28 protein-coding genes are annotated in these 17,981 nt (G+C 50.0%); 21 read left to right on the top strand and 7 right to left on the bottom strand.

Translation table 11 applies throughout. The features are described 5' to 3' along the window. Positions 1–133: 133 nt before the first annotated feature. The 5 genes from J7392_RS01435 (at position 134) to J7392_RS01415 (ending at position 3,633) form a co-directional block, all read left to right on the top strand. Positions 134–652 (top strand): hypothetical protein, encoded by a 519-nt coding sequence (locus J7392_RS01435; protein ID WP_209215806.1) that lies wholly within the window; start codon positions 134–136, stop codon positions 650–652. A 95-nt stretch (positions 653–747) separates the two neighbouring features. Continuing rightward, entirely contained in the window at positions 748–996 is a 249-nt protein-coding gene (locus tag J7392_RS01430; protein WP_209215805.1) for a hypothetical protein, read from the top strand. A 72-nt stretch (positions 997–1,068) separates the two neighbouring features. Next, a complete protein-coding gene (locus J7392_RS01425) occupies positions 1,069–2,436 on the top strand; it encodes a hypothetical protein (protein ID WP_209215804.1) in 1,368 nt (455 codons plus the stop codon). Between the two features lie 118 nt (positions 2,437–2,554). Next, positions 2,555–2,833 carry a hypothetical protein gene (locus J7392_RS01420; protein WP_209215803.1) on the top strand — a complete coding sequence of 93 codons (279 nt, stop codon included), beginning with the start codon at positions 2,555–2,557 and terminating at the stop codon, positions 2,831–2,833. Between the two features lie 161 nt (positions 2,834–2,994). Further along, positions 2,995–3,633 (top strand): hypothetical protein, encoded by a 639-nt coding sequence (locus tag J7392_RS01415; protein WP_209215802.1) that lies wholly within the window; start codon positions 2,995–2,997, stop codon positions 3,631–3,633. 60 nt (positions 3,634–3,693) lie between these two features. On the opposite strand, the gene J7392_RS01410 is transcribed toward J7392_RS01415, so the two are convergent. Beyond that, positions 3,694–4,599 (bottom strand): metallophosphoesterase, encoded by a 906-nt coding sequence (locus tag J7392_RS01410; protein ID WP_209215801.1) that lies wholly within the window; start codon positions 4,597–4,599, stop codon positions 3,694–3,696. Positions 4,600–4,716: 117 nt separating this feature from the next. Between J7392_RS01410 and J7392_RS01405 the strand changes: the two genes are divergently transcribed. The 3 genes from J7392_RS01405 to J7392_RS01395 all read left to right on the top strand — a co-directional run bounded on the left by J7392_RS01405 (position 4,717) and on the right by J7392_RS01395 (position 5,811). Beyond that, positions 4,717–5,115, top strand: coding sequence for a hypothetical protein (locus tag J7392_RS01405; RefSeq protein WP_209215800.1), 399 nt, complete (start codon positions 4,717–4,719; stop codon positions 5,113–5,115). 17 nt (positions 5,116–5,132) lie between these two features. Beyond that, a complete protein-coding gene (locus J7392_RS01400; protein ID WP_209215799.1) occupies positions 5,133–5,396 on the top strand; it encodes a hypothetical protein in 264 nt (87 codons plus the stop codon). Positions 5,397–5,544: 148 nt separating this feature from the next. After that, positions 5,545–5,811: a hypothetical protein gene (locus J7392_RS01395; RefSeq protein WP_209215798.1), complete on the top strand. Its 267-nt coding sequence runs from the start codon at positions 5,545–5,547 to the stop codon at positions 5,809–5,811. A 69-nt stretch (positions 5,812–5,880) separates the two neighbouring features. Here J7392_RS01395 and J7392_RS01390 read toward each other — a convergent pair whose 3' ends face one another. Continuing rightward, the gene (locus J7392_RS01390; RefSeq protein ID WP_209215797.1) at positions 5,881–6,477 is read right to left on the bottom strand and encodes a hypothetical protein; all 597 of its coding nucleotides are present in this window, start codon (positions 6,475–6,477) and stop codon (positions 5,881–5,883) included. 143 nt (positions 6,478–6,620) lie between these two features. Here J7392_RS01390 and J7392_RS01385 point away from each other — a divergent pair, with 143 nt between their 5' ends. Further along, complete coding sequence (locus J7392_RS01385) at positions 6,621–7,124, top strand: hypothetical protein (protein ID WP_209215796.1); 504 nt, start codon at positions 6,621–6,623, stop codon at positions 7,122–7,124. 4 nt (positions 7,125–7,128) lie between these two features. On the opposite strand, the gene J7392_RS01380 is transcribed toward J7392_RS01385, so the two are convergent. The 4 genes from J7392_RS01380 to J7392_RS01365 all read right to left on the bottom strand — a co-directional run bounded on the left by J7392_RS01380 (position 7,129) and on the right by J7392_RS01365 (position 9,889). Beyond that, a complete protein-coding gene (locus J7392_RS01380; protein WP_209215795.1) occupies positions 7,129–7,371 on the bottom strand; it encodes a hypothetical protein in 243 nt (80 codons plus the stop codon). Between the two features lie 288 nt (positions 7,372–7,659). Further along, a complete protein-coding gene (locus tag J7392_RS01375; RefSeq protein ID WP_209215794.1) occupies positions 7,660–8,433 on the bottom strand; it encodes an Eco29kI family restriction endonuclease in 774 nt (257 codons plus the stop codon). A 123-nt stretch (positions 8,434–8,556) separates the two neighbouring features. Next, positions 8,557–9,225, bottom strand: a complete 669-nt coding sequence (locus J7392_RS01370; RefSeq protein ID WP_209215793.1) for a hypothetical protein — start codon at positions 9,223–9,225, stop codon at positions 8,557–8,559. A gap of 82 nt (positions 9,226–9,307) precedes the next feature. Beyond that, a complete protein-coding gene (locus J7392_RS01365; RefSeq protein ID WP_209215792.1) occupies positions 9,308–9,889 on the bottom strand; it encodes a hypothetical protein in 582 nt (193 codons plus the stop codon). 136 nt (positions 9,890–10,025) lie between these two features. On the opposite strand from J7392_RS01365, the gene J7392_RS01360 reads away from it, so the two are divergent. Both J7392_RS01360 and J7392_RS01355 read left to right on the top strand, forming a co-directional pair. Then, the gene (locus tag J7392_RS01360; RefSeq protein WP_209215791.1) at positions 10,026–10,742 is read left to right on the top strand and encodes a hypothetical protein; all 717 of its coding nucleotides are present in this window, start codon (positions 10,026–10,028) and stop codon (positions 10,740–10,742) included. 142 nt (positions 10,743–10,884) lie between these two features. Then, on the top strand, positions 10,885–11,949 hold the full coding sequence (locus tag J7392_RS01355; RefSeq protein WP_209215790.1) for a hypothetical protein: 1,065 nt from the start codon (positions 10,885–10,887) through the stop codon (positions 11,947–11,949). Between the two features lie 47 nt (positions 11,950–11,996). Here the strand turns inward: J7392_RS01355 and J7392_RS01350 are convergent, their stop codons facing one another. Further along, positions 11,997–12,461, bottom strand: coding sequence for a hypothetical protein (locus J7392_RS01350; RefSeq protein ID WP_209215789.1), 465 nt, complete (start codon positions 12,459–12,461; stop codon positions 11,997–11,999). A 160-nt stretch (positions 12,462–12,621) separates the two neighbouring features. Here J7392_RS01350 and J7392_RS01345 point away from each other — a divergent pair, with 160 nt between their 5' ends. The 10 genes from J7392_RS01345 to J7392_RS01300 all read left to right on the top strand — a co-directional run bounded on the left by J7392_RS01345 (position 12,622) and on the right by J7392_RS01300 (position 17,937). After that, positions 12,622–12,855 carry a hypothetical protein gene (locus J7392_RS01345; protein ID WP_209215788.1) on the top strand — a complete coding sequence of 78 codons (234 nt, stop codon included), beginning with the start codon at positions 12,622–12,624 and terminating at the stop codon, positions 12,853–12,855. A gap of 1 nt (position 12,856) precedes the next feature. After that, a complete protein-coding gene (locus J7392_RS01340; protein ID WP_209215787.1) occupies positions 12,857–13,282 on the top strand; it encodes a hypothetical protein in 426 nt (141 codons plus the stop codon). A 13-nt stretch (positions 13,283–13,295) separates the two neighbouring features. Continuing rightward, positions 13,296–13,556, top strand: a complete 261-nt coding sequence (locus J7392_RS01335) for a hypothetical protein (RefSeq protein ID WP_209215786.1) — start codon at positions 13,296–13,298, stop codon at positions 13,554–13,556. A 74-nt stretch (positions 13,557–13,630) separates the two neighbouring features. Further along, positions 13,631–14,056, top strand: a complete 426-nt coding sequence (locus J7392_RS01330; protein WP_209215785.1) for a hypothetical protein — start codon at positions 13,631–13,633, stop codon at positions 14,054–14,056. Between the two features lie 14 nt (positions 14,057–14,070). Beyond that, positions 14,071–14,373, top strand: coding sequence for a hypothetical protein (locus J7392_RS01325; protein ID WP_209215784.1), 303 nt, complete (start codon positions 14,071–14,073; stop codon positions 14,371–14,373). Beyond that, the gene (locus tag J7392_RS01320) at positions 14,373–14,885 is read left to right on the top strand and encodes an exonuclease domain-containing protein (protein ID WP_209215783.1); all 513 of its coding nucleotides are present in this window, start codon (positions 14,373–14,375) and stop codon (positions 14,883–14,885) included. Before J7392_RS01325 ends, J7392_RS01320 begins: the two co-directional genes overlap by 1 nt. 52 nt (positions 14,886–14,937) lie before the next feature. Beyond that, on the top strand, positions 14,938–15,657 hold the full coding sequence (locus J7392_RS01315; protein ID WP_209215782.1) for a hypothetical protein: 720 nt from the start codon (positions 14,938–14,940) through the stop codon (positions 15,655–15,657). Between the two features lie 115 nt (positions 15,658–15,772). Further along, positions 15,773–17,188: an RtcB family protein gene (locus J7392_RS01310; protein ID WP_209215781.1), complete on the top strand. Its 1,416-nt coding sequence runs from the start codon at positions 15,773–15,775 to the stop codon at positions 17,186–17,188. A 93-nt stretch (positions 17,189–17,281) separates the two neighbouring features. After that, complete coding sequence (locus tag J7392_RS01305; protein WP_209215780.1) at positions 17,282–17,599, top strand: hypothetical protein; 318 nt, start codon at positions 17,282–17,284, stop codon at positions 17,597–17,599. Beyond that, the gene (locus J7392_RS01300) at positions 17,596–17,937 is read left to right on the top strand and encodes a hypothetical protein (RefSeq protein ID WP_209215779.1); all 342 of its coding nucleotides are present in this window, start codon (positions 17,596–17,598) and stop codon (positions 17,935–17,937) included. The genes J7392_RS01305 and J7392_RS01300 overlap by 4 nt, the downstream gene beginning before the upstream one ends. Positions 17,938–17,981 lie beyond the last annotated feature (44 nt).

Here is a 17,981-nt window from a genome sequence, read left to right as displayed (position 1 = left end):
ATACAGGATAGCTAGTTAACTGACGGTTTAGGGCGCATGTAGTTTAATCTTATGAATCCCTTAATGGACTTCTCTTTGTGAGTTTCTATTGGTAAGGTATATTTCTGATAGTCGAGATAAATAGGGAAAAGATATGTCCACATTAAACGTTCAACTATATGATGCCTTCAACGAGCTGTCTGAAGTAGTCGACGACGCGCGAGGGACGCCAGGGGTTGGATCGGTGGTAATTCCTGATGAAACCGACCTTATCATTGATTATGAAAGCTCAACGTTAACTCATAAAAATGACTCCTATGGCGGGAGCGTCACATCCTACAGCCGGGAAGCTGGCGGCAAAGGTTTCGATATTGAAGTCTTTAAGTCGCATGGAGACCCGCAGTTCCGCATCAAACTTAGGGGAGAGCCAGTATTGACGGGCGTGATTGCAACCAATGCTCGCAAAGAGCAAGAGTTCTCCGTCGAGTGGTGTCGTTTTGATGGGCAGGGAGGCAAAACTTTTGCCACCATCGCTCAATCTGCCATGAAAGATCTCAGGCCCATGATCGAGCAAAAGAAGATTGCCGACGCTGAAAAGAAGCTTCAGGCGGCAGGGGTAACTGGTGATGTGGATGAAGTCTTGGCAGAGCTTCATAACGGGATGACCCCATAGATAGATATGGCAAAAAGCATTCTTAATTTTTAACGAATGTTGACAATACATGGAAATTCTGGCATGTATAAATGGAATAATTTAGGAGCTATCTCATGAATAAAGTCACCATTCAGACCACAACGAAACTGGTCGTCGATACAGAGGTAACTCTGCCGGAAGGCAAATCCTGGGAAGATGTTGATGCCTGGTCCGTGAAGTGGGGTACTCTTCGTGTCACCTGGAAAGATGGTAGCGAAGATGAGTACGAATTGGATGAAATCGATCCGGTCAGTATTGGCGAAATCAAGGCGCCTGATGAAGTGTCTATCCTGCAAGACATGAAAGAAATCGACACAGATTGATCTATTAGGGCGTCCTTTCATTCAGGGGCGCCCTATTTCAATTTAAGATCATATTTTCAGGAAGTTTCTCTCATGTCTCATATCATTCATCCGCATTCCAAGTCTGTGACCGATTATCTCGATACCTTGAAGGAGACGAAAAGACTGTCTCGGTTTGGTTTTTCTGAATGGGCGAAGACTATTTCACAGATGGCGCTGGAAGCTCAGAAAGATGCTTTGAAGTGCATTGCGGCATCAGATGAGGTTGTGACGTCCTACAGCGGTTTGGGTGGCCACTGGGATGCTTACGGAAGCAAGACGGACGACTGGAAGAAACGCGCAATCATTCTGCGGCAGAATTCGCCTCATCAGGGCTATATCGTTGCCCTAGTAGAGGTGCATCCCACCCCCACTGAAGAGGGTGGTAACCTGATCCAGGACGCATACGAGCGCCAGATGAAAGAACGCGAAGGTATGGACCGGTTCAAGGCTATCATGATGAGCGATAACGACGAGCTCGCAGGGTTGAAGGCAGACCCCGAAAATTTCAAAGATTTCGTTGATTGCCCGGTAGGTAAGATCAAGGTTGGCTTTTGTCGTTCGAACACCGAGTTATCCGATACCGCCCGGAAGATGTTGGAGAACGAATACTGTGAGAATATGGTTGTCGAAGCCAGATTAAACCGCCATACCGAAGTATTCTATGCGAAACACGCGGAGCCATACACCATCCAGTCTGAATGCAGCGCCTCTCCGAGCGATGTTACAGACATCCTTCAAGTCATCAGTGATGTCGTTCAAGCTAGTCCTTATGCGGACCTCGTGGACGATCAAATGGATTTCGTGCGCAATAATGGTCTCGAAACCTATATCGAGTACAATGCGGATATCATTGGGTTTGCTGTGCGGTCGATGATGGCTTCCGATGGCTTAGTGACGGATCATATCCAGCGGAAATTCCGAGATCTAAACTACGTTTCGACCAACAACGAGGAAGACCTAGATTTCCTGCGGGAGATGCCCGGCGTGCTGAGAAAATATGGGGTTATCGACAAAGACGCTAAGTTTGACTGCAATGACATGCGCAACAAAGCCTACCTGAAAGTCGACGATGCAGAGAACCCCGTTGTCGTGTTTGAGACCGACCATGGGACCTACGAGGTTCGCTACACGGCCGCCAAAGAGAAGTGGCCTGCTATGATTGATCTCTATCGGGTTTCGCCGCTTGATGACTACGAGCGTAATGATACCAATTTTCTTCGAAAGAGTTTGGATGAGATCCGACAGGTTGGTAGCCTGATCGAAAAGGATGGGCGCTATGAAGTAGGTCCCGGGGAGGGGGTCAATCCCATTGACGGGCGTGCCATCAGAGACCTGATCGATATCTTTAGTTCAGCGCATACGGTCACCGTTTGCCTAGAAGAAGAGGCAAAGCTGAAAGAAGCGCCCAGCGGACCCTAACTGCTAACGGGTTTTTCTGCCCTTATTCATGAAAATGCTTCCCTGTTCTCGATTTTTCGGTTATTGTGCATGAATAACCGGGTCTATATCATGCTTTGATTAATTAAGGAGACATAAGATGAGCACGACAGAAAATAAGACAAAAACTACTATTCCCCTAGTTCCAGCCATTGCGGTAGCTTATGCTTCAATCCACGCGGCCGGAGCAATCGGATATGCGTATGGCCTTAGTGTGGTAAATGCAGGAATTGTGTTCCTGTCCCTTATGGCGCTGGGCTTCAATATTCCGTCCTATTTGAAGTTGGGCGGCATCCGAGAGAAGGCTTTAGCCATGTTGGCCTACGGATATATCATTGCTATAGCTTCTACTATCGTGTTGTTGATCGTTTACCCGTAGGCTTGACCTAAATGCTGTTCGTTTCGGGTCGACGCCTTCTGGGAGAAGTCGGGGGCCCGAGGAATGCACGCAATGATGGCCATAGGTATATTTTATTAGAAACTTTCCGTAGGGCTTTATATATTTTCGATTGATACCATAGTTCATCAATGGATGATAATATGACCAAAATAAATGCAGATTACTTATGGAATTTAATGATAGAACTCAGGAAGGTATCTGAGTCTCTAAGGGAGGGCGAAGGACGCTATGCAGGGGAATTCGAATTAGACCATAGCGGTTGTATCAGAGTAGAGAAGGGGACTTTCGTTAGTGGTCCTATTTCGGAGCTCGGTAAAGATATTATAGAAGTTTACCATGATTTGTGCGCCGATAAAGCCAATGAGTATGGCGATATCAGATTGGATGGGAGAAGTAGACCAATATCATATGAGCACGTGGAAAAAGGTCATGTCTTCCGATTTGATGCGGTGGATACCAACGAGGAGCCTGTGTTCCAGGTTTGCATTGAGGATAGACCAGTTCTCGTGGGATCTCTGGTCTGCGACGATCCTGATATTGGATATGAGTTCGTAGTAGAAGAGTGTACAGTCAGCCCTCTAAGAGGGAAAGAAGAGGAAGTCTTCAATACACTATCGGATGTCGCTATCAACGAACTGAACCTTCTGCTTGATAAAAAGAAAAGAGTAGATAACGAGATTACGGGTCAGTTTTCGAAAAATATAGAAAGTATGATCGCAGATTTTCGGGCTGAACTTGATGCGGACAAGGCTGTAAGACCAGGCAGCTCTCCCAGCTGAACCTTATCCAGAACAATTTATGAAGGGGTGCTCCATAATTGGTTGCTCCCCGTCATGCTTTCAGGGTCTAGGAGAAAGCCTCAGCTCCGTATCCTTGATGAGAGACAGGAACCGTTCCTTGGGTGCGAGCACATCATCTGGGTAGCCCAGGGACACATTCTCCAGAGAGCAGCCTTCGACGGTAATCGAGCGTGCATCATGGCAGTGACCGAATGACCAGGCGTCTGGCTTGTTCGTTTTTATGAAAGCCGATAGGTCGCTTGCGTAAGCTGCATCCAGGTCCTCTTTGTAGTCGTTCAAGACATCTGGGTGAGGAGCGTGATGGGTAACCACGATGCTTCGGCCCGCGAAGGGCTTGGCCAGTTCACCAGCAATGAAGTCTAGATCATTTTTATGAGTTCTGATGGTCTCTTCTGGCCACAGGCGACGGTATCCTGCACCGGCATGCCTGATCGCACGGTAATCGTTCATACGGGTCGGTATGTGGTGGATGTTGCGTGTACGGCCGGGGCCGAGCTCCATGTCAGTCCACAGGGTCGCGCAGATGAACCTGGTGTCTTCCAGCTCAACCACTTTACGGTTCACATATTCGGCGCCAGCTGCATCCGCAAACTCGGACAGGCGATCTTCGGCATCAAACCGGTACTGATAGAAGTCATGGTTCCCAGGGAAAATCTTTACCTTTCCGGAGCCCACAAGGTCGACCAGCGGCGTTAACAAGCGCGTCCAGCGCTTCTGAGGCTTATTGCTGAGGTCGCCTGCGATGATCAGAAGATCGAGGTCTTCCAAAGCTTCTTCGCAGCCCTCAAAGGGGTTTCTCTTATCATCTTCCCAAAAATCTAGATGAAGGTCGGCAATGCACAGGTATTTCATAATTTCCTCATTCTCTTGGCGAGTATATAGGGTGAACTGATAAAAGACATGCCATATTTTAAGCGAAGCAAAGAATAACACATATAATCCCATGTAGTGACCCTAGGTGATCATCTTTTTGGATCGACGTATTCGCCGTATAACCTTGTATAATGTTGACAATCATTTCGAATTGTCGTATTTTGATCTTATAACTGTTTAGAAAGCGTATTGGACGATATGAATATTCCTCTTCTCATCAAGATCGCCCTTATGGTTCTCTGTGCCGAATTCGCATATGGTTCCTATGTGCTTCAGGAAGGGTACGATCTTGAGATTGTGTCCCCGGTCACGGTGGTGCTGTCGTTGATCTTCATCGAAATGAGCGATCTTCACGTTCGATCTGGTGGGACCAAAATGCAGCGGATTGGAAGCATCCTATGTGTGGTAGCAGTGGTCGCCGCAAGTGCCGCGCTTGCTAGCTTGGTTATCATTCCCTTGCTGGGAGATCCGTTGAGTGGCTGGTTCACTTTCTCGTACATCATCGCAATTGTTGCGCTGGTGAACCTTGTTCGCTCCTATCTGACAACCGTTCGTGAGCTGATCGCGAAATCCGCACTCAATACCTAACTAGGAAGGTCTAATCAATGGATATCAAGACCACACAAAAATATTGGACAGACTACCCTCTCTTTCCGGAGGAGGAGGGTAAGCTTGCCCCGATCCGAGAGGTCAAAGTCGTAGGCTACGACCACAACAAATACGTCGACATCATCTTCGACGGACAAGAGTTCAACATCAAGCGCGGCTATGTGTACTACAACAAGCAACGGCTTCGTCGTCGGGGCAGGGGGACAATCTCGCACACGCATGCGATCTATCTGGCAAACAAAGATCAGCGCTCAAACTGAAAGAGGTATGATGTCTAAAACCACTATGGACCGTGAGCGAGCTACCTTAGCGACCGCGAGGAATTGGTGTAGCACAGGCGCCGTGGTTCTGTCCGTGGTCTTGGTTGGCCTAATTGGCTTTGGGGTGATGGGTCCGTTGATCAGTCCTATGGCCCTGCTGTTCATGGCCTTCATGATCGTCGCCATGATCCTCAACTGGTACCTTTATCGCTCGCATCTCGCTCACCTCAACGAGAATCCCGAGGACATCTCCCTCTCTATCGGCGAGGTAACCTGGGCAGAGCTTCTGGCCACTCTAGCCATCTATGCTTTGGTTTCCTTTGCTTTGAGCTGGGCGTTCTCCGACAATCTTCAGAGGCCGTTTCTAGAGAGCTGCTGGGAGCAAACCGGCACAACAGAAGCCTGTATCCCCTGAACGAAAAGGGCGGCCGTCGAAAACGATGCCGCCCTTTTCGTTATCATATTTTATGTCTCGGACATCTTCTTAGATGGTCAATTCCGGCGGCTTAACCTTATGACCGTTCTCATACAGGTCAGCTTCTGACTGCTTCATTTTATGAATGGCGGAAGCGTCATCATAGTAGCCTGCCCGCACAGCCTTCACGATGGATCTCGTAAACATGAAGCTCGCAATCACCATGAGGGCAATCAGCGCCGCGTTGTCGAATGCGGTGTGGTCGGGGCTCGGATCGAAGAATACTGAAAACACTGCGCTGGCTGCTATGATGAGAAGACCTGCCAGGCTGCCGAATATGTCAAACTTGAAGTCGGTCGACCTACGAAATGCAGTCTTCGGATCCTCGATGTCTGTCTTGGCAAACACAAGAGGACCAGTGATTGTGCCGGGCTCGAAGAACTGCGCAAGTGTGAACCCGTTCCGGCTCTTGACCAAGATGGCGGATCCCTCTGGCATATCGAGAGTTTTTCGCGACTTCAGATATTTCCAGGTCATGTTGCCTTGCGGATTGTAGGCTGGGCGGGTGATCGTTGCATTCAGGGTGCCCACTGGTTTGATAACCCAATCTGCATTGAGGTCGAGCAATATCTCATCTTCTGGGGTGCTCGTGTTTGTCTTGTCCATAACCTGCTCTCATATTGCTTGTCATCTCTCAGTACAAGATATGGGTTTCATCATGATTAAACGTTAATGATAGCGGTTAGTGTTGCTATATCCATGCCTCTGATATATAGATTATGGATAGTTATAGTAAAAACGAGGGCGACATGAATTTTGATCTAGATGTCTTTCAAGCCATTATTGCGCTGAAGCAGGGTGAGAACTTTGATCAAGAAGACAGTGTTGCTGCCCTTCAGAAGAACCTGGAGGATCGCCTTAGAAATGCGGTTAACTGGGAGCTTGTCAGTCTCATTGATCGGAACCAGCTGCGTCAGTCTGAGATGGCCTCAGACAGCGGCTTTGTCGCCAAGTGGGATAAGATGGCCAAGTTTCCCAAAGAGGTATTACTTGAAGATATCCCGGCTACTGAAGAGCAGGCAGAAACATGCCTTTATGTCGGCACCAATCTGGCGACCGGGCTGATGCCGGAGTTTCTGGCACGGATCGAGGAAGCTTTGAACGGGGTTGAAGATCGCTCCGAAGTAAACCGGAAGGCTCGCGAGGTGGCATGCTGGATTGATACCATGCTTCGATCCGGGACGTTCACTCTTCATCTGGACGATGAGGACATCCAATTCGATGGTTGGAGACCTGTTTCAGGGGAACATTAACAGATCAGCGCTCTATGAGCGTCTTCAGGTCGTGCTGTGCGAGATACATCCTTCGGATCGTCCTGCTGGAAAGATCCCTAATAGACTCAGCAAGTGCCTCGTCGCCCTTGAGCCTTGCCAAGTCAGCCTCGCGGCGCTTACCCATTTCCACAAAATCTTCAGCGAGTTGTCTGCGCTTATGTTCTTGCCTCCCTGCGCGTTTCTTTGCAAGCTCCTCGAGCTGGGCAAGTGTAGATTCCGTGAGCATCGTCGCAGTCCTCCATAGATGACACTTCTTTAGTAGCGCTGATCGCTTCTATCAATTTCCATCAAGCAATGCCTAACAGCTTTTCCTTACTACTAAGTGAAAATCACGTATTTAAGATTAGTTAACAGGCCTTGATGATGAGGATAGGTGGTGTGATCGTATCCTAAAACGGCTCCAACAAAACTGAAGGAGCATAGCGATCTCATGTTCGCTCCCACGCTTCATCTGGATGCAAGGTAGCACGTTAGGTCGTCTATGTAAGAGATCTAAGCTTCGTATGGGCAGGGCCTACTTCGTGCCGTATATGGCCTTGTAAACTTCCACGTCTCGGTTGTGGTGCGGAACATAGAGCCGACCGGGGTGTGCTACCAATCGCGATCCGCTCTTCATGTGATCTTCCAGTGCAGACAAAAAGTCGTCCGGGGTCGCACACTCAATGGTTCTCTTCCACTTCGATTGTAGCTCTAAGCCTCCCATATTTCTGCATGTCCACGGACATTTTTGTGCCCAATCACGTACGCTATCCGCGACTGAAGTACCGGCCTCAACCAAAAACGGGAAGTTGCCATTAAGGTCAATTGAGTGCTCAGAATCGAAATGACTTGGCTTTAATGTGGTTTCGTCCCTGTTTTTTCCTGGATCGTTTGTGCCGAATCCGTTTTTATTCCAGTCCGCGTTATCTGCCGTTTGGAACGACATTATCAAAAACTCCTCTACATCGCGGGGCTGAAAAACGAAAATATGAAGTGCTTTAAAGTATATCTTGGTGGCATCAAGGTTTTCCCGCATTTGAATGCGTCTTTGGTGTGATTTGAGGCGTTGTTGCATGCCTTCCCTGCCATCAGCCTTGCCAACATAGACGAGTTTATTGGTTCTGCTTGGGTCTGAATGGTCTTCCAAGCAATAGATACCCTTGAAGTTATGGATGGCGTTCAAATCTGCGTTCAATAGGCTTGCAGGCTGCATCGAGATCAATTTTTCGGTGACCTGACCTACTATCGCCTGAGGGAGATTAAGTTCAAATGTGGAAACCCCTGGTATTCCATCGATATCTTGATCCATAGTTCTAAAGCGCTTCTCTTACTTGCCAGTAGGCAATGCGTGAAAGCTCGCCTTGCTACTAAGTAAAAGTGACGAATTTAACTTTCGTTAATAGGCCTTGGGAATGAGAATATATTCGTATGATCACATCTTGGGACCAGGCGTTTCGCCAAGCACGAGGTCGCAGATTTCCTCTTCTGTTAGTCGCGTATACCTCTTGTTCATATAACTGAACTGGTCACCTTCCTCAGCGTCCATAAGGCGCTCTCGAAAGGTTTTCCTCGGATAGCCTTTGAAATTCAGGCCGCCACCGTCTTTGCTTTCGTAAATCTGAGGTAGAGACATTTCAGGTTTCCCTACGATTTTGGCGAATAATACATCCAGTCCCTTGTTGTCTCGAGCACCGGCGATCACTAGAGCTTTGGTGTTCTTGCCTGCATCAATGGTGTCAAAGGATGTGATGTGCGGGGTGCCTTCCTCTGTGGCCACCCGTTCCAGGCGTTCGTGTGTCTCGATCACCTCAATTGGAAGAAGGTCCCTAGGAGTGGGTTTTCCGTCTCTATCACTTAGGGGAAAGGAGGTAGATAGCATAGGGGCCTTGGCGCACAGTGTGACAAAGCATCTGTCTAAGGTGTCACCCTTAAGGTTTGGCCCTTTGATGCCCACCGCCCAATAGTAAGACCAGACAACCTCGTTAAGGTTCAGTGGTCCACGATTAGTTCTTTCGCTCTTCTGGGACAACTCTTCGAGAGCTCTAGCCGCCAACTCTGGATGGCGATCTCGGGCGCGTTCGTAGTCAATCACTGTTCTCATCGGGATGCCCTTGGGTTTGATTATTATGACATAGGTAAAGACACGAATGTTTTAAGCTTGATGGTGGCTTGGGTGCTTTCTTTCACATACCCGGGTTGGGGGTGTGAACGATATCCAGTAGGGTTATCGCTGCATTGAAGCCTCTTAACATCGTTTTGGCGCCGTCCATCGAGTATCCTGGTTCATCATGTTCCCAAGTCATAAGTCCACCACCATGAATGAGCTGGGCGGCCGTCAGAGCGGTTCCGATTCCCTGGCTTTGGTGATGTGAGTGAACTGCCAAAGAGGGTCCTGAGAAGAGGCCTACGAGCTCGTTGCGGCCTTCTGGGTGCAGTTTCACGGCTGCCACCCCAAGGCCCATCCCCTTCTTGGATTCTATAGGGGCGATCAGGATACCAGTGTCCATTTCAATAATGGCATCCTCCAACTGGACTAGTTCGAGCACTTCTCGCACGCGCTTTGAGGTTTCCATGCAACCCAGTTCTGCGAAAGGCGTATCTGCGTCAAGCAGAGTGTCCGAACATACGCTGTGAAAATTGGATCCCTCGAGATCCGTGATGGCCTCGCTAGGATCTCGCCCTGGACCCACAAGGATATTCTCCTCGTCGACCGCAAAGAGGGCTGCGGAGGACTCGGTATAGCGTAGCGGGTTCAGCAGTTTCATATTTTTGGCTCCATGATCAATGCATAGAACATGGGGCTCCACCTGCAATGTTCAGGATCACTTTACAGCGCCGTCAGTGACGGCAGGTGAGATGCATTAACGCGACCATATTACATGGTAGGCAGGGAGCGTGGATATGGTCACACGGGAACAATCGATCATTGGCTGTCCGGTTTCATTTGAGGACGCCCTACAAAGGCATTTGATCTCCGTCTACAATCGGGCAGCAGGAGGCTTCGTCACTATGTTGGCGACCGCGCTTTTGGTCGGAAAGATACCAGGGCTGACCAAGGCGTCAGCAAATATGATGGTACCAAGCATATTCGGCTGGGGCTTGCTGTTCTTCACCGTAGTTGCCGTCATTGGCACGAGAGTGGGTATCAATCATCTCTCTAACCTAGCAGCATCAAAGACCTATTACTGGCTGGCTGCTTTCATCGGCGCCTCATCAGGTTTGCTATCCATCACCTATATCGGTTTCCCTGTTGGGTTCGTGATATTCGCGATGGCAGTCGGAAGCTTTGCGCTGGGCATCTATGGATTTTTCAGGAGAGCCAGTCTTACCGGGTGGGGCGCTTTCATATTTTTGGTATCGATAGGTACTGGGATTGCATGTCTTCTTGGCATTATGGCGCGAGCAGGGATCATTGAGCTGGGGCAGGTGATAGCCGCGATATCTTTCCTCTCCGGGATCCTGGTGGTTACCATACACCAATCCAGATTACACTTCATCGCCACGCAGGGTGCCGCCATACCAGAGCGGGATGCTATCCGGATGTTCTTTATCGCCTTCGGATTTATAGGGAGGCCGTCACTGCCAAAGATCAGGCTTCGGTTTTGGCGAGCGGGATAGCAAGATTAGTTTGATTAGATCACTGAAAATGTTGACATATGAAAGCATAGTGGGTAGTAATTGAGCTAACAAATGGGCTTAATCAGTGAACATACATGCTTTAAGCCGCATTCCGATGATCTTCAGTTATAGGATGCCTCACATGAAGAATGCTAACCTCAAGTACACCCCAACCCGTCACCTTCGCATCGGCGACCGTGTTGTCATGAATATGGATGAAGAGTCGCGTTCTTGGGGGCGCCCGGGGCCGAAGGATGGGGCTGAGGGCAATATTATTGGCTTTGTCCGTTATCCGGATTTTCGCAGTCGGCTTGGTAGGTACTCGAAAGTTGAGCCCGGGATCTATGAGGGTAATGGTGTCCCCATTATCCACTGGGACGGATTTGATCCTGACCCAACTGTAGTCAATGGGCAATCTCATTTCATTGACCATGATGTTGCCCATGAAACAGGTCTTTACCTAGGCACTGCGGAAGATCTGCGCACGGTAATGGAGTTTTCGCGCACGAGCTGCGACGATATGGCATTGGTTGACCAGGAAGAAGCTGAGCGCCGCTATCAAGAAGAATGGATGATCCCCGTTTTGAGGGATAGATCTATTTCGGCTCGCGAGCAAGAAGTAAAGCTTTTGAATATCGTACGCCTCGGCGATCTTCCCGAAACAGTGGCGTGGGAGGGTGACATTATTCATCCCAAGAACCCAAGTCAGTTCGGTGGCTATGAAGATGATGAGCCTGCGCATATGCGGGTTCGTCGGATCGAATACCGATGGGGGGCACATTCAGAGTGCGCCTACTCCGTCGGATGGCACGATGACGCAACAGGGGAAGACGCAGGTCGCGGTATTGCCTACATCTATGACAAGGATATCGACCGTGTGGAGCGCGGAAACGTATGGAAGCACTACAATGGTGAGCCGCTTTCCTTCAAGAGTCTTGAGGAAGAGGTCTACTTCGCACGTGAAATGGGGATGACCGAGGAACTGCGCAATCCAAAAACTCAAACGTTTAGCTGGGACCTGGAAGAAGCGTTGGACGCAATTGAAGGGAATCAGGGCCACGGGTTTTCAAAATTAAGTTTGCCTGCTGGGCTTGGTGGATCGCGAATTAGCGTCTATCGTTATCTCGACGAGGACCTCGCCCAGCGCGTCCGTGCTAGGACGCTAAAAGGTTTCGGCCGTGGTGAAGCGCTCGCCCCGCAAATCTAAGAAGTCTCCCAGCCATAGAGAACCTGACACTATGGCTGGGCGTTCCCTCAATCCAGTTTAAGTTGAGGCTTTCTGTAGTTGCTGGCAACTAGATTTATGTATGTTCCTTCCTCTCTGAAATCGAGAACAATCATGCGATCTCCTGATGGGCCGTCCGATACGTGAAAAATGTCGCCATATCTAGGGTCGCCTAAAGATAAGGCTCCGGCAAGCTGGGCGGTAAGATCTTCGCTGGAGTATTCGCATCCTTCGATAAAAGAGCAGTGAAAGATGAGGGACGTCAGACGGCCTTGATCATCAATAATGTATCCTTCCAGATGATCTTCACCGCATTGATATGCAATCCCCTTCCTTGGGGCATCCGATTTGGGCCTCTTTGAGCATTCTCCTAACAAGCTTTCCACCTCTAATGGAGAACTGTCCAGGTTCAGTCCTCTAATAGTTATCGGTGATGGCTCTGCGGCCACCGATGTGCCCAGAACAGTTAACACCAATCCCAATATCGCCCGCATTAATATTATCCTCTATTGCGTCCATAATTTCTGGCATTTTTAAGCGTGCGTAGACATAAAGCAAGCCTAGTGATTACTGTCTCATTCAATGTATGTTGACACATGGACTAACCATGAATAGAGTGATTGCAATACTTGAATAATTATCGGAGTTAGCGTCATGGGCGAAAAAGTGACCTTGGATGAGGCATATGATTTCTGCCAAAAGATGAAGTCGGGTGGCTGGAATAACCTCGACATTGCTGATCGCTTCCAATCTGAAGTAGGGCATAATGTTTCCCGCAACTCCTCGGAAGACCGCACCTTGACGGTTTTCAGCTTCGAGGAAGGAATGCTGATGCTCACCCACTATGGCGAAATCGAACGCTGGTACGCTCGCAAGGAGGGCGAATAAGATGGATGATCTGCAAGTTAATCTGACCGACCTGTTTCCGATCACGCTGTATGGTGACGGTGGTCATGGCTCTGCTATCACCCGCCTCTTTTTGCGCTCCAAGCCCGCCAACATGGGCTGGTATGAGGTCGACATGATCATCCGGTCGGAAACCGATGTGACCTACAAGGTTTACGGCATGAAGTGTCGAACCTATGGCGGCCGTGGTAGTCTTGATCATACTCTGGATGTGAAGGTCGACCCCAAGGAACTTGATGCCTGGATCAGCCGAAAGATTGATCGCATGGCCAAAGAGCGCGAAACGTACGAGGTGGTGATGGCTCGGCAGGCCCGGGTCAAGGAAATCGCTAAATCGTATCGGGATCAGCTTCGGCGCCAGATGCGTGATGCGCGTAAAGCGGATGAGAAACAAGCCACACCAGCGTAGGGGCATTATAAGTATGACTAGCAGCAGCAAAATCCAGTACGATACCGAGCACGAAAGAGATGGTCATGAAGTACACGACGTCTTCGAGCCTGGAGATGTCGTTACCATCGTTTCGGCCGACAAGAACCGGCATGTGACGCTATCCTACACTGGTGAAGGGGCATCAAATCCCTTGTTTATCGCCTCTCAAGTAAGAGATGAGATCGCGCGTGCCTACGAGATGGGCCGTCAAGATCAGGCTCGTGAGATGCGCAAAGCACTCCTGCTGGACTAGCAGTCATTAGATCAGTTGGTGGCCGGTATTTTGGCCTCTATTCTCGCATATAATTATATTTGATAAGGTTTGAGATGAACGAATTGAAGCCAATGAGCAGTGCCCCTGATGATGGACGCGAGGTCTTGCTCCAAGTCAAACAGCGTGCCGGTATGCCGGGTAAGTTCTTGGTTGGCCACTGGATGGAAGGTGGCCACTGTATCGAAGATCATCCGCCTGTCGCAGCAGGTTGGTATTTCTGGAATGGGACGATGTTTGATAAGGCCTCCGATCCTGTAGCTTGGGCTGATCTGCCTAAAGCGATGCCCGCAAAATATGAGTGCGCTGAACAGGATTTCGGCCTCACGTTTTATGAGGGCGATAAGGTGCGCCTTCAGAGAACCGGTGAGACTGGTGTGCTCCGAGCGCCTCGATCCGAAAAGCACCCGATGCTACATGTGATTTCAGATGACACCGGCGCCGAAAAAAACTGGAAGCCTGATGAAGTCGAGAAGATCTGAGGATATCTAAAAATATGAAAGCGCGAGCAAAAGTATTCTGCGACGACAAGGGCAACCGGGTGCTGTTTCCTGCCTATATCTATCGTGGCAACGAAGAGCTGCCCGGTGATGCCTTCTGGTTTACGGAGCGGCTTCGGATGCGGACGGCAACCGGGCTAGATGTAGAGGCCGACTGGTTCGAGTTTGATGATGAGAGCTTTCCTCACATTAAGACCTCCATTGGAAGCAGTGGGTTCGCTCATGGGGCTGAGGACGTCTTCTTGTTCGATGGACCTGAGTTTGAAGAAGCCATGGCACATCAGGCTCCGGCGCCCTGATGCGGAACAGGATCTTCATTGATTTCGAGGCATCCAGTCTGTCGGATGAAAGCTGGCCCGTGGAGATTGGGTTTGCTTGGATTGATGAAAAAGGAAAGCTGCGAAGCGACGCAAAGCTGATCAAGCCTCATCCTAGCTGGTCATTGTCCGAATGGTCCGAGAAAAGCCAGCAAATCCATGGGATCACCCTCGAAGAGCTTGAAGGGGCAGAGGATGCTGTGGAGGTTGCGCGCTGGGCAATGAGAGAGTTCGGCAATGCCATGCTTCTGTCGGATGCTGCTCCATTTGATGATCGTTGGCTCCGCAGGTTGATGGCTCTCATTGGTCAGGACGAATATTTCGAGATCGTCTCTATTCAGGATGAGGTCCGGGAGTATTTTGAAGGGGCGGCCGTGGGCATGTTTTTCAAGGCTTACGCAAACGGACATGGAAATCACCGAGCCGGGGTAGATGCCATGCGTCTGGCTCAAGCGTGGCGGGCTGCTCTGCGCAAAGAAGCCAAGGCGAAGTAAGCGGTGACATATTCATCGAGCCGACAAAATTATGATTTAAAGGAGATTGCGTATGGGTGATACCAGCATGAATTGTGCCCTGACAGGTTTAGAAGTTGCGGATGGCGACGAAGTTTATGCCGTTGTCGTAAATGATGAGCCTGATCGCTATCGTGGTCACCTGTATCGTCTCCCACCAGTCAAAGGTGTTTATGACGGCTTTGGCCGGTTGGAAATGACTGAAACCCTGATTGGCCTTGAGACCGAAGGGCACCGGGCAGGGGATATTTTCCCACCTGAGGAGCATCATACGAATACGGTGTTTGTCCGAGCAGAGGTCTTTGAGGCTTTGGATGGTCTCAGCGAGGCAGAGACGCTTGGAACCATCGGTGCTAGTGTTGAGGAAGACCTGGCCGAGTTCAGGGCCCATATTTCTCAGGTTAAAGGGTCACTGGGCGTATTCTCTATGGCAACAGCCCCGAAGGCATTGATGCAGTCAATGAGGTGGTTGGATGACCGATCTCCCTGGCTGGGCGCATTCAATCATCTTAAAAAGGAGCGCCTAATTCAGAAGACGGACGACGAATTCTTCATGTTGTTGCGTCGTTCAAAGGTTCTAAAGGCAGCAGAGTTCGAGTTGCGGCGCCCGATCACCAATGTGCGTCGAGGCCCCCAACATGGTGGGCATGAAGCTCTCAAGCAGATGAATGATCTGGTTGGCCAAATTGTTGAAGCCAAAATTCAGCAGGTAGAGCAGGACATCCTTGAAGAAGAAAACGGGATGGCACCCTAATCAATCCAAAGGGGCATTCTGATCTATTCATAGAGTTTCCCAAAATATGCTTCGTATTGCTTGCGTGTAGTCGTGTATTGCTTTATCAATTTGATAATTGAATAAGGATGATGTGATGACTGATCGTATTTATAACGGCAACGACCTCAAGGATATGGGTTTCGCACCCGGACCGCATTTCGGCAAAGTCCTCGACATCATTAATTCCGGCGACTATTCCGAAAACGAAGTGCGCGACATTGTGGCTTCCCATGAGCCTGCGCCCAAGCTTCCTTTGCGGTCTGAACCGGCACCATGCGTTATCAACTTGGTTCCCGAAAACGAAGCAGAGGAAGAGAACTTCGCAGCCGTGAAGGCGACCATGGAGGTGCTGTTGCGCACTCCGGTGGTAGAGAAGGGTGCAATCATGCCTGACGCCTGCCCTGCGGGGTCTCTAGGCACCATTCCTGTGGGTGGTGTTGTGGCAGCACGCAATGCGATTTTGCCAGGCATGCATTCCGCTGACATTTGCTGTTCGCTAATGGCGACCGTGTTCGAGGATGCAGAGCCCAAGGCTGTACTGGATGCCGTTCATAAGATCACACATTTCGGTCCCGGTGGCCGCAAAGACAACTTCTTCGAGTTCCCTGAAGGCCTGAAGGCCCGCATGCAGGAGAACGATTTCCTGAACAATGGCCGCGCACTCAAAATGGCTGCGGAGCAACTCGGCTGCCAGGGCGACGGGAACCACTTCGCCTGGTCAGGGATCATGGAAGATACTGGAAAGACGGTATTAATTACGCATCACGGTAGCCGAGGTGTCGGCGCATTCCTGTACAAAGCAGGTATGAAAGTGGCCGAGAAATTCCGCAAAAAGCTGTCCCCTGAAACGCTCAAGCAGAATGCGTGGATCCCGTCCAAGAGCGCTGAAGGTATCGAGTACTGGGCAGCTCTCCAGCTGGTTCGGGAGTGGACCAAGCTGAACCATGAAGTGATCCATAACGCCACTTTGAAAGCGGTGGGATCGGACATTCATGATCGGCATTGGAATGAGCACAACTTCGTTTTCAAAGAGGACGAAGGTAATGATCATATTATCTGGCATGCGAAGGGTGCGACACCGATCCACAATGCTTTCTTGCCTGACACCAAGGGTGTGCAGATCGTGCCCATGAATATGGCTGAGCCTATTCTGTTCATTCAGGGTGAGCGTACCGAGCGTAACCTAGGCTTCGCACCGCATGGGGCAGGGCGCAATATGTCGCGGACCAAGCACAAGCGGGCGCTGGGAGAACGTACAGCCGAAGAGGTCTTCGCTGAGGAAACCAAGCATATTGATGCTCGCTTCTTCTTCGACAAAATCGATGTTTCCGAACTGCCGAGCGCTTACAAGAATGCTGCAAGCGTTCAGCGTGACATGGAGGCTTTCGAGCTGGCGCAGGTGAAAGTGCGTGCCCTTCCTTACGGTTCCATTATGGCGGGCGACTGGGAAGAAGATGCGCCGTGGAAAATCAAAGCACGCGAGAAAGCCGCCGCCAAAGCCAAGGCTTGATATACATCGCAGGCTGCCGCTGTCAGGAAACATGCGAGTTGCGTTTCCTGACACTATATCAGCTATGAACGATTTTATGAAAAGGAAGATCACATGAACAACCCAATTTTGAACACCCTGCTCGATCACGGCCTCGAGGTCACGATGAAGCGGACCGATGGGGAGGTCAGCTACTACATTCCGGTTTCTGGTGACCGCATCCACCTTACCCTGCCGGAAGCCGATGTGGCAGCTACCGGAGTGAACTTCTTTGCGGACTCTGAGAAGACGCCTGGCAACACCTATGAGATCATCACCGGTTACGATCTGGCCGATATGGTGCGCGATCTCTATGACCAGCGTCAGTTCACGGCCGGTCCATGGCATGATGTGCTCGAGGATTACACACGTACAGGAAGTCCTGCACCATGATGCAAGAAGTCGTTGAATGCTTGGTGAAGGACGGTCTTCCCGTAACGATGCAGAAGACCGATCACGGCGTGTGCTATTTCATCCCGTTGGCTAGTGGCAAGCCAGTAAAGCTGATCCCTGCAAGTGCAGAGCAGAAGCGGGATGGAGTAGAATTCCTTCTTGCAACCGAAGGTCACCATTTACCTGATTATCCTGGCATGGAGCCCTATAAGGTTCGATGTGGCGACGATATCTGTGATGCTTTGTCCGGATGGTGTCAGCCATCCGATCTGAAGCACTTAGCCTGGCAGAACTTGATGGAGGACTACAGGCAGCCTCCCTTGAGCGGGCCGCGATAAGGCTGGGCTGGGATCACCAAATATTATTGAAGGGTGTCGAGTTT

Origin of the sequence: Sulfitobacter sp. R18_1, assembly GCF_017743915.1 — a bacterium.
Classification (GTDB): Bacteria; Pseudomonadota; Alphaproteobacteria; order Rhodobacterales; family Rhodobacteraceae; genus Sulfitobacter; species Sulfitobacter faviae.
The sequence above is the reverse complement of the archived record's forward strand: the minus strand, read 5'-3'. Positions and strand labels throughout refer to the sequence as shown.

Excerpts from the sequence above, each read along its gene's own strand:
- J7392_RS01435 (WP_209215806.1), top strand. The coding sequence starts at position 134 with ATGTCCACATTAAACGTTCAACTATATGATGCCTTCAACGAGCTGTCT.
- J7392_RS01430 (WP_209215805.1), top strand. The coding sequence starts at position 748 with ATGAATAAAGTCACCATTCAGACCACAACGAAACTGGTCGTCGATACA.
- J7392_RS01425 (WP_209215804.1), top strand. The coding sequence starts at position 1,069 with ATGTCTCATATCATTCATCCGCATTCCAAGTCTGTGACCGATTATCTC.
- J7392_RS01420 (WP_209215803.1), top strand. The coding sequence starts at position 2,555 with ATGAGCACGACAGAAAATAAGACAAAAACTACTATTCCCCTAGTTCCA.
- J7392_RS01415 (WP_209215802.1), top strand. The coding sequence starts at position 2,995 with ATGACCAAAATAAATGCAGATTACTTATGGAATTTAATGATAGAACTC.
- J7392_RS01410 (WP_209215801.1), bottom strand. The coding sequence starts at position 4,599 with ATGGGATTATATGTGTTATTCTTTGCTTCGCTTAAAATATGGCATGTC.
- J7392_RS01400 (WP_209215799.1), top strand. The coding sequence starts at position 5,133 with ATGGATATCAAGACCACACAAAAATATTGGACAGACTACCCTCTCTTT.
- J7392_RS01395 (WP_209215798.1), top strand. The coding sequence starts at position 5,545 with ATGGCCCTGCTGTTCATGGCCTTCATGATCGTCGCCATGATCCTCAAC.
- J7392_RS01390 (WP_209215797.1), bottom strand. The coding sequence starts at position 6,477 with ATGGACAAGACAAACACGAGCACCCCAGAAGATGAGATATTGCTCGAC.
- J7392_RS01385 (WP_209215796.1), top strand. The coding sequence starts at position 6,621 with ATGAATTTTGATCTAGATGTCTTTCAAGCCATTATTGCGCTGAAGCAG.
- J7392_RS01380 (WP_209215795.1), bottom strand. The coding sequence starts at position 7,371 with ATGCTCACGGAATCTACACTTGCCCAGCTCGAGGAGCTTGCAAAGAAA.
- J7392_RS01375 (WP_209215794.1), bottom strand. The coding sequence starts at position 8,433 with ATGGATCAAGATATCGATGGAATACCAGGGGTTTCCACATTTGAACTT.
- J7392_RS01370 (WP_209215793.1), bottom strand. The coding sequence starts at position 9,225 with ATGAGAACAGTGATTGACTACGAACGCGCCCGAGATCGCCATCCAGAG.
- J7392_RS01365 (WP_209215792.1), bottom strand. The coding sequence starts at position 9,889 with ATGAAACTGCTGAACCCGCTACGCTATACCGAGTCCTCCGCAGCCCTC.
- J7392_RS01360 (WP_209215791.1), top strand. The coding sequence starts at position 10,026 with ATGGTCACACGGGAACAATCGATCATTGGCTGTCCGGTTTCATTTGAG.
- J7392_RS01355 (WP_209215790.1), top strand. The coding sequence starts at position 10,885 with ATGAAGAATGCTAACCTCAAGTACACCCCAACCCGTCACCTTCGCATC.
- J7392_RS01350 (WP_209215789.1), bottom strand. The coding sequence starts at position 12,461 with ATGCGGGCGATATTGGGATTGGTGTTAACTGTTCTGGGCACATCGGTG.
- J7392_RS01345 (WP_209215788.1), top strand. The coding sequence starts at position 12,622 with ATGGGCGAAAAAGTGACCTTGGATGAGGCATATGATTTCTGCCAAAAG.
- J7392_RS01340 (WP_209215787.1), top strand. The coding sequence starts at position 12,857 with ATGGATGATCTGCAAGTTAATCTGACCGACCTGTTTCCGATCACGCTG.
- J7392_RS01335 (WP_209215786.1), top strand. The coding sequence starts at position 13,296 with ATGACTAGCAGCAGCAAAATCCAGTACGATACCGAGCACGAAAGAGAT.
- J7392_RS01330 (WP_209215785.1), top strand. The coding sequence starts at position 13,631 with ATGAACGAATTGAAGCCAATGAGCAGTGCCCCTGATGATGGACGCGAG.
- J7392_RS01325 (WP_209215784.1), top strand. The coding sequence starts at position 14,071 with ATGAAAGCGCGAGCAAAAGTATTCTGCGACGACAAGGGCAACCGGGTG.
- J7392_RS01320 (WP_209215783.1), top strand. The coding sequence starts at position 14,373 with ATGCGGAACAGGATCTTCATTGATTTCGAGGCATCCAGTCTGTCGGAT.
- J7392_RS01315 (WP_209215782.1), top strand. The coding sequence starts at position 14,938 with ATGGGTGATACCAGCATGAATTGTGCCCTGACAGGTTTAGAAGTTGCG.
- J7392_RS01310 (WP_209215781.1), top strand. The coding sequence starts at position 15,773 with ATGACTGATCGTATTTATAACGGCAACGACCTCAAGGATATGGGTTTC.
- J7392_RS01305 (WP_209215780.1), top strand. The coding sequence starts at position 17,282 with ATGAACAACCCAATTTTGAACACCCTGCTCGATCACGGCCTCGAGGTC.
- J7392_RS01300 (WP_209215779.1), top strand. The coding sequence starts at position 17,596 with ATGATGCAAGAAGTCGTTGAATGCTTGGTGAAGGACGGTCTTCCCGTA.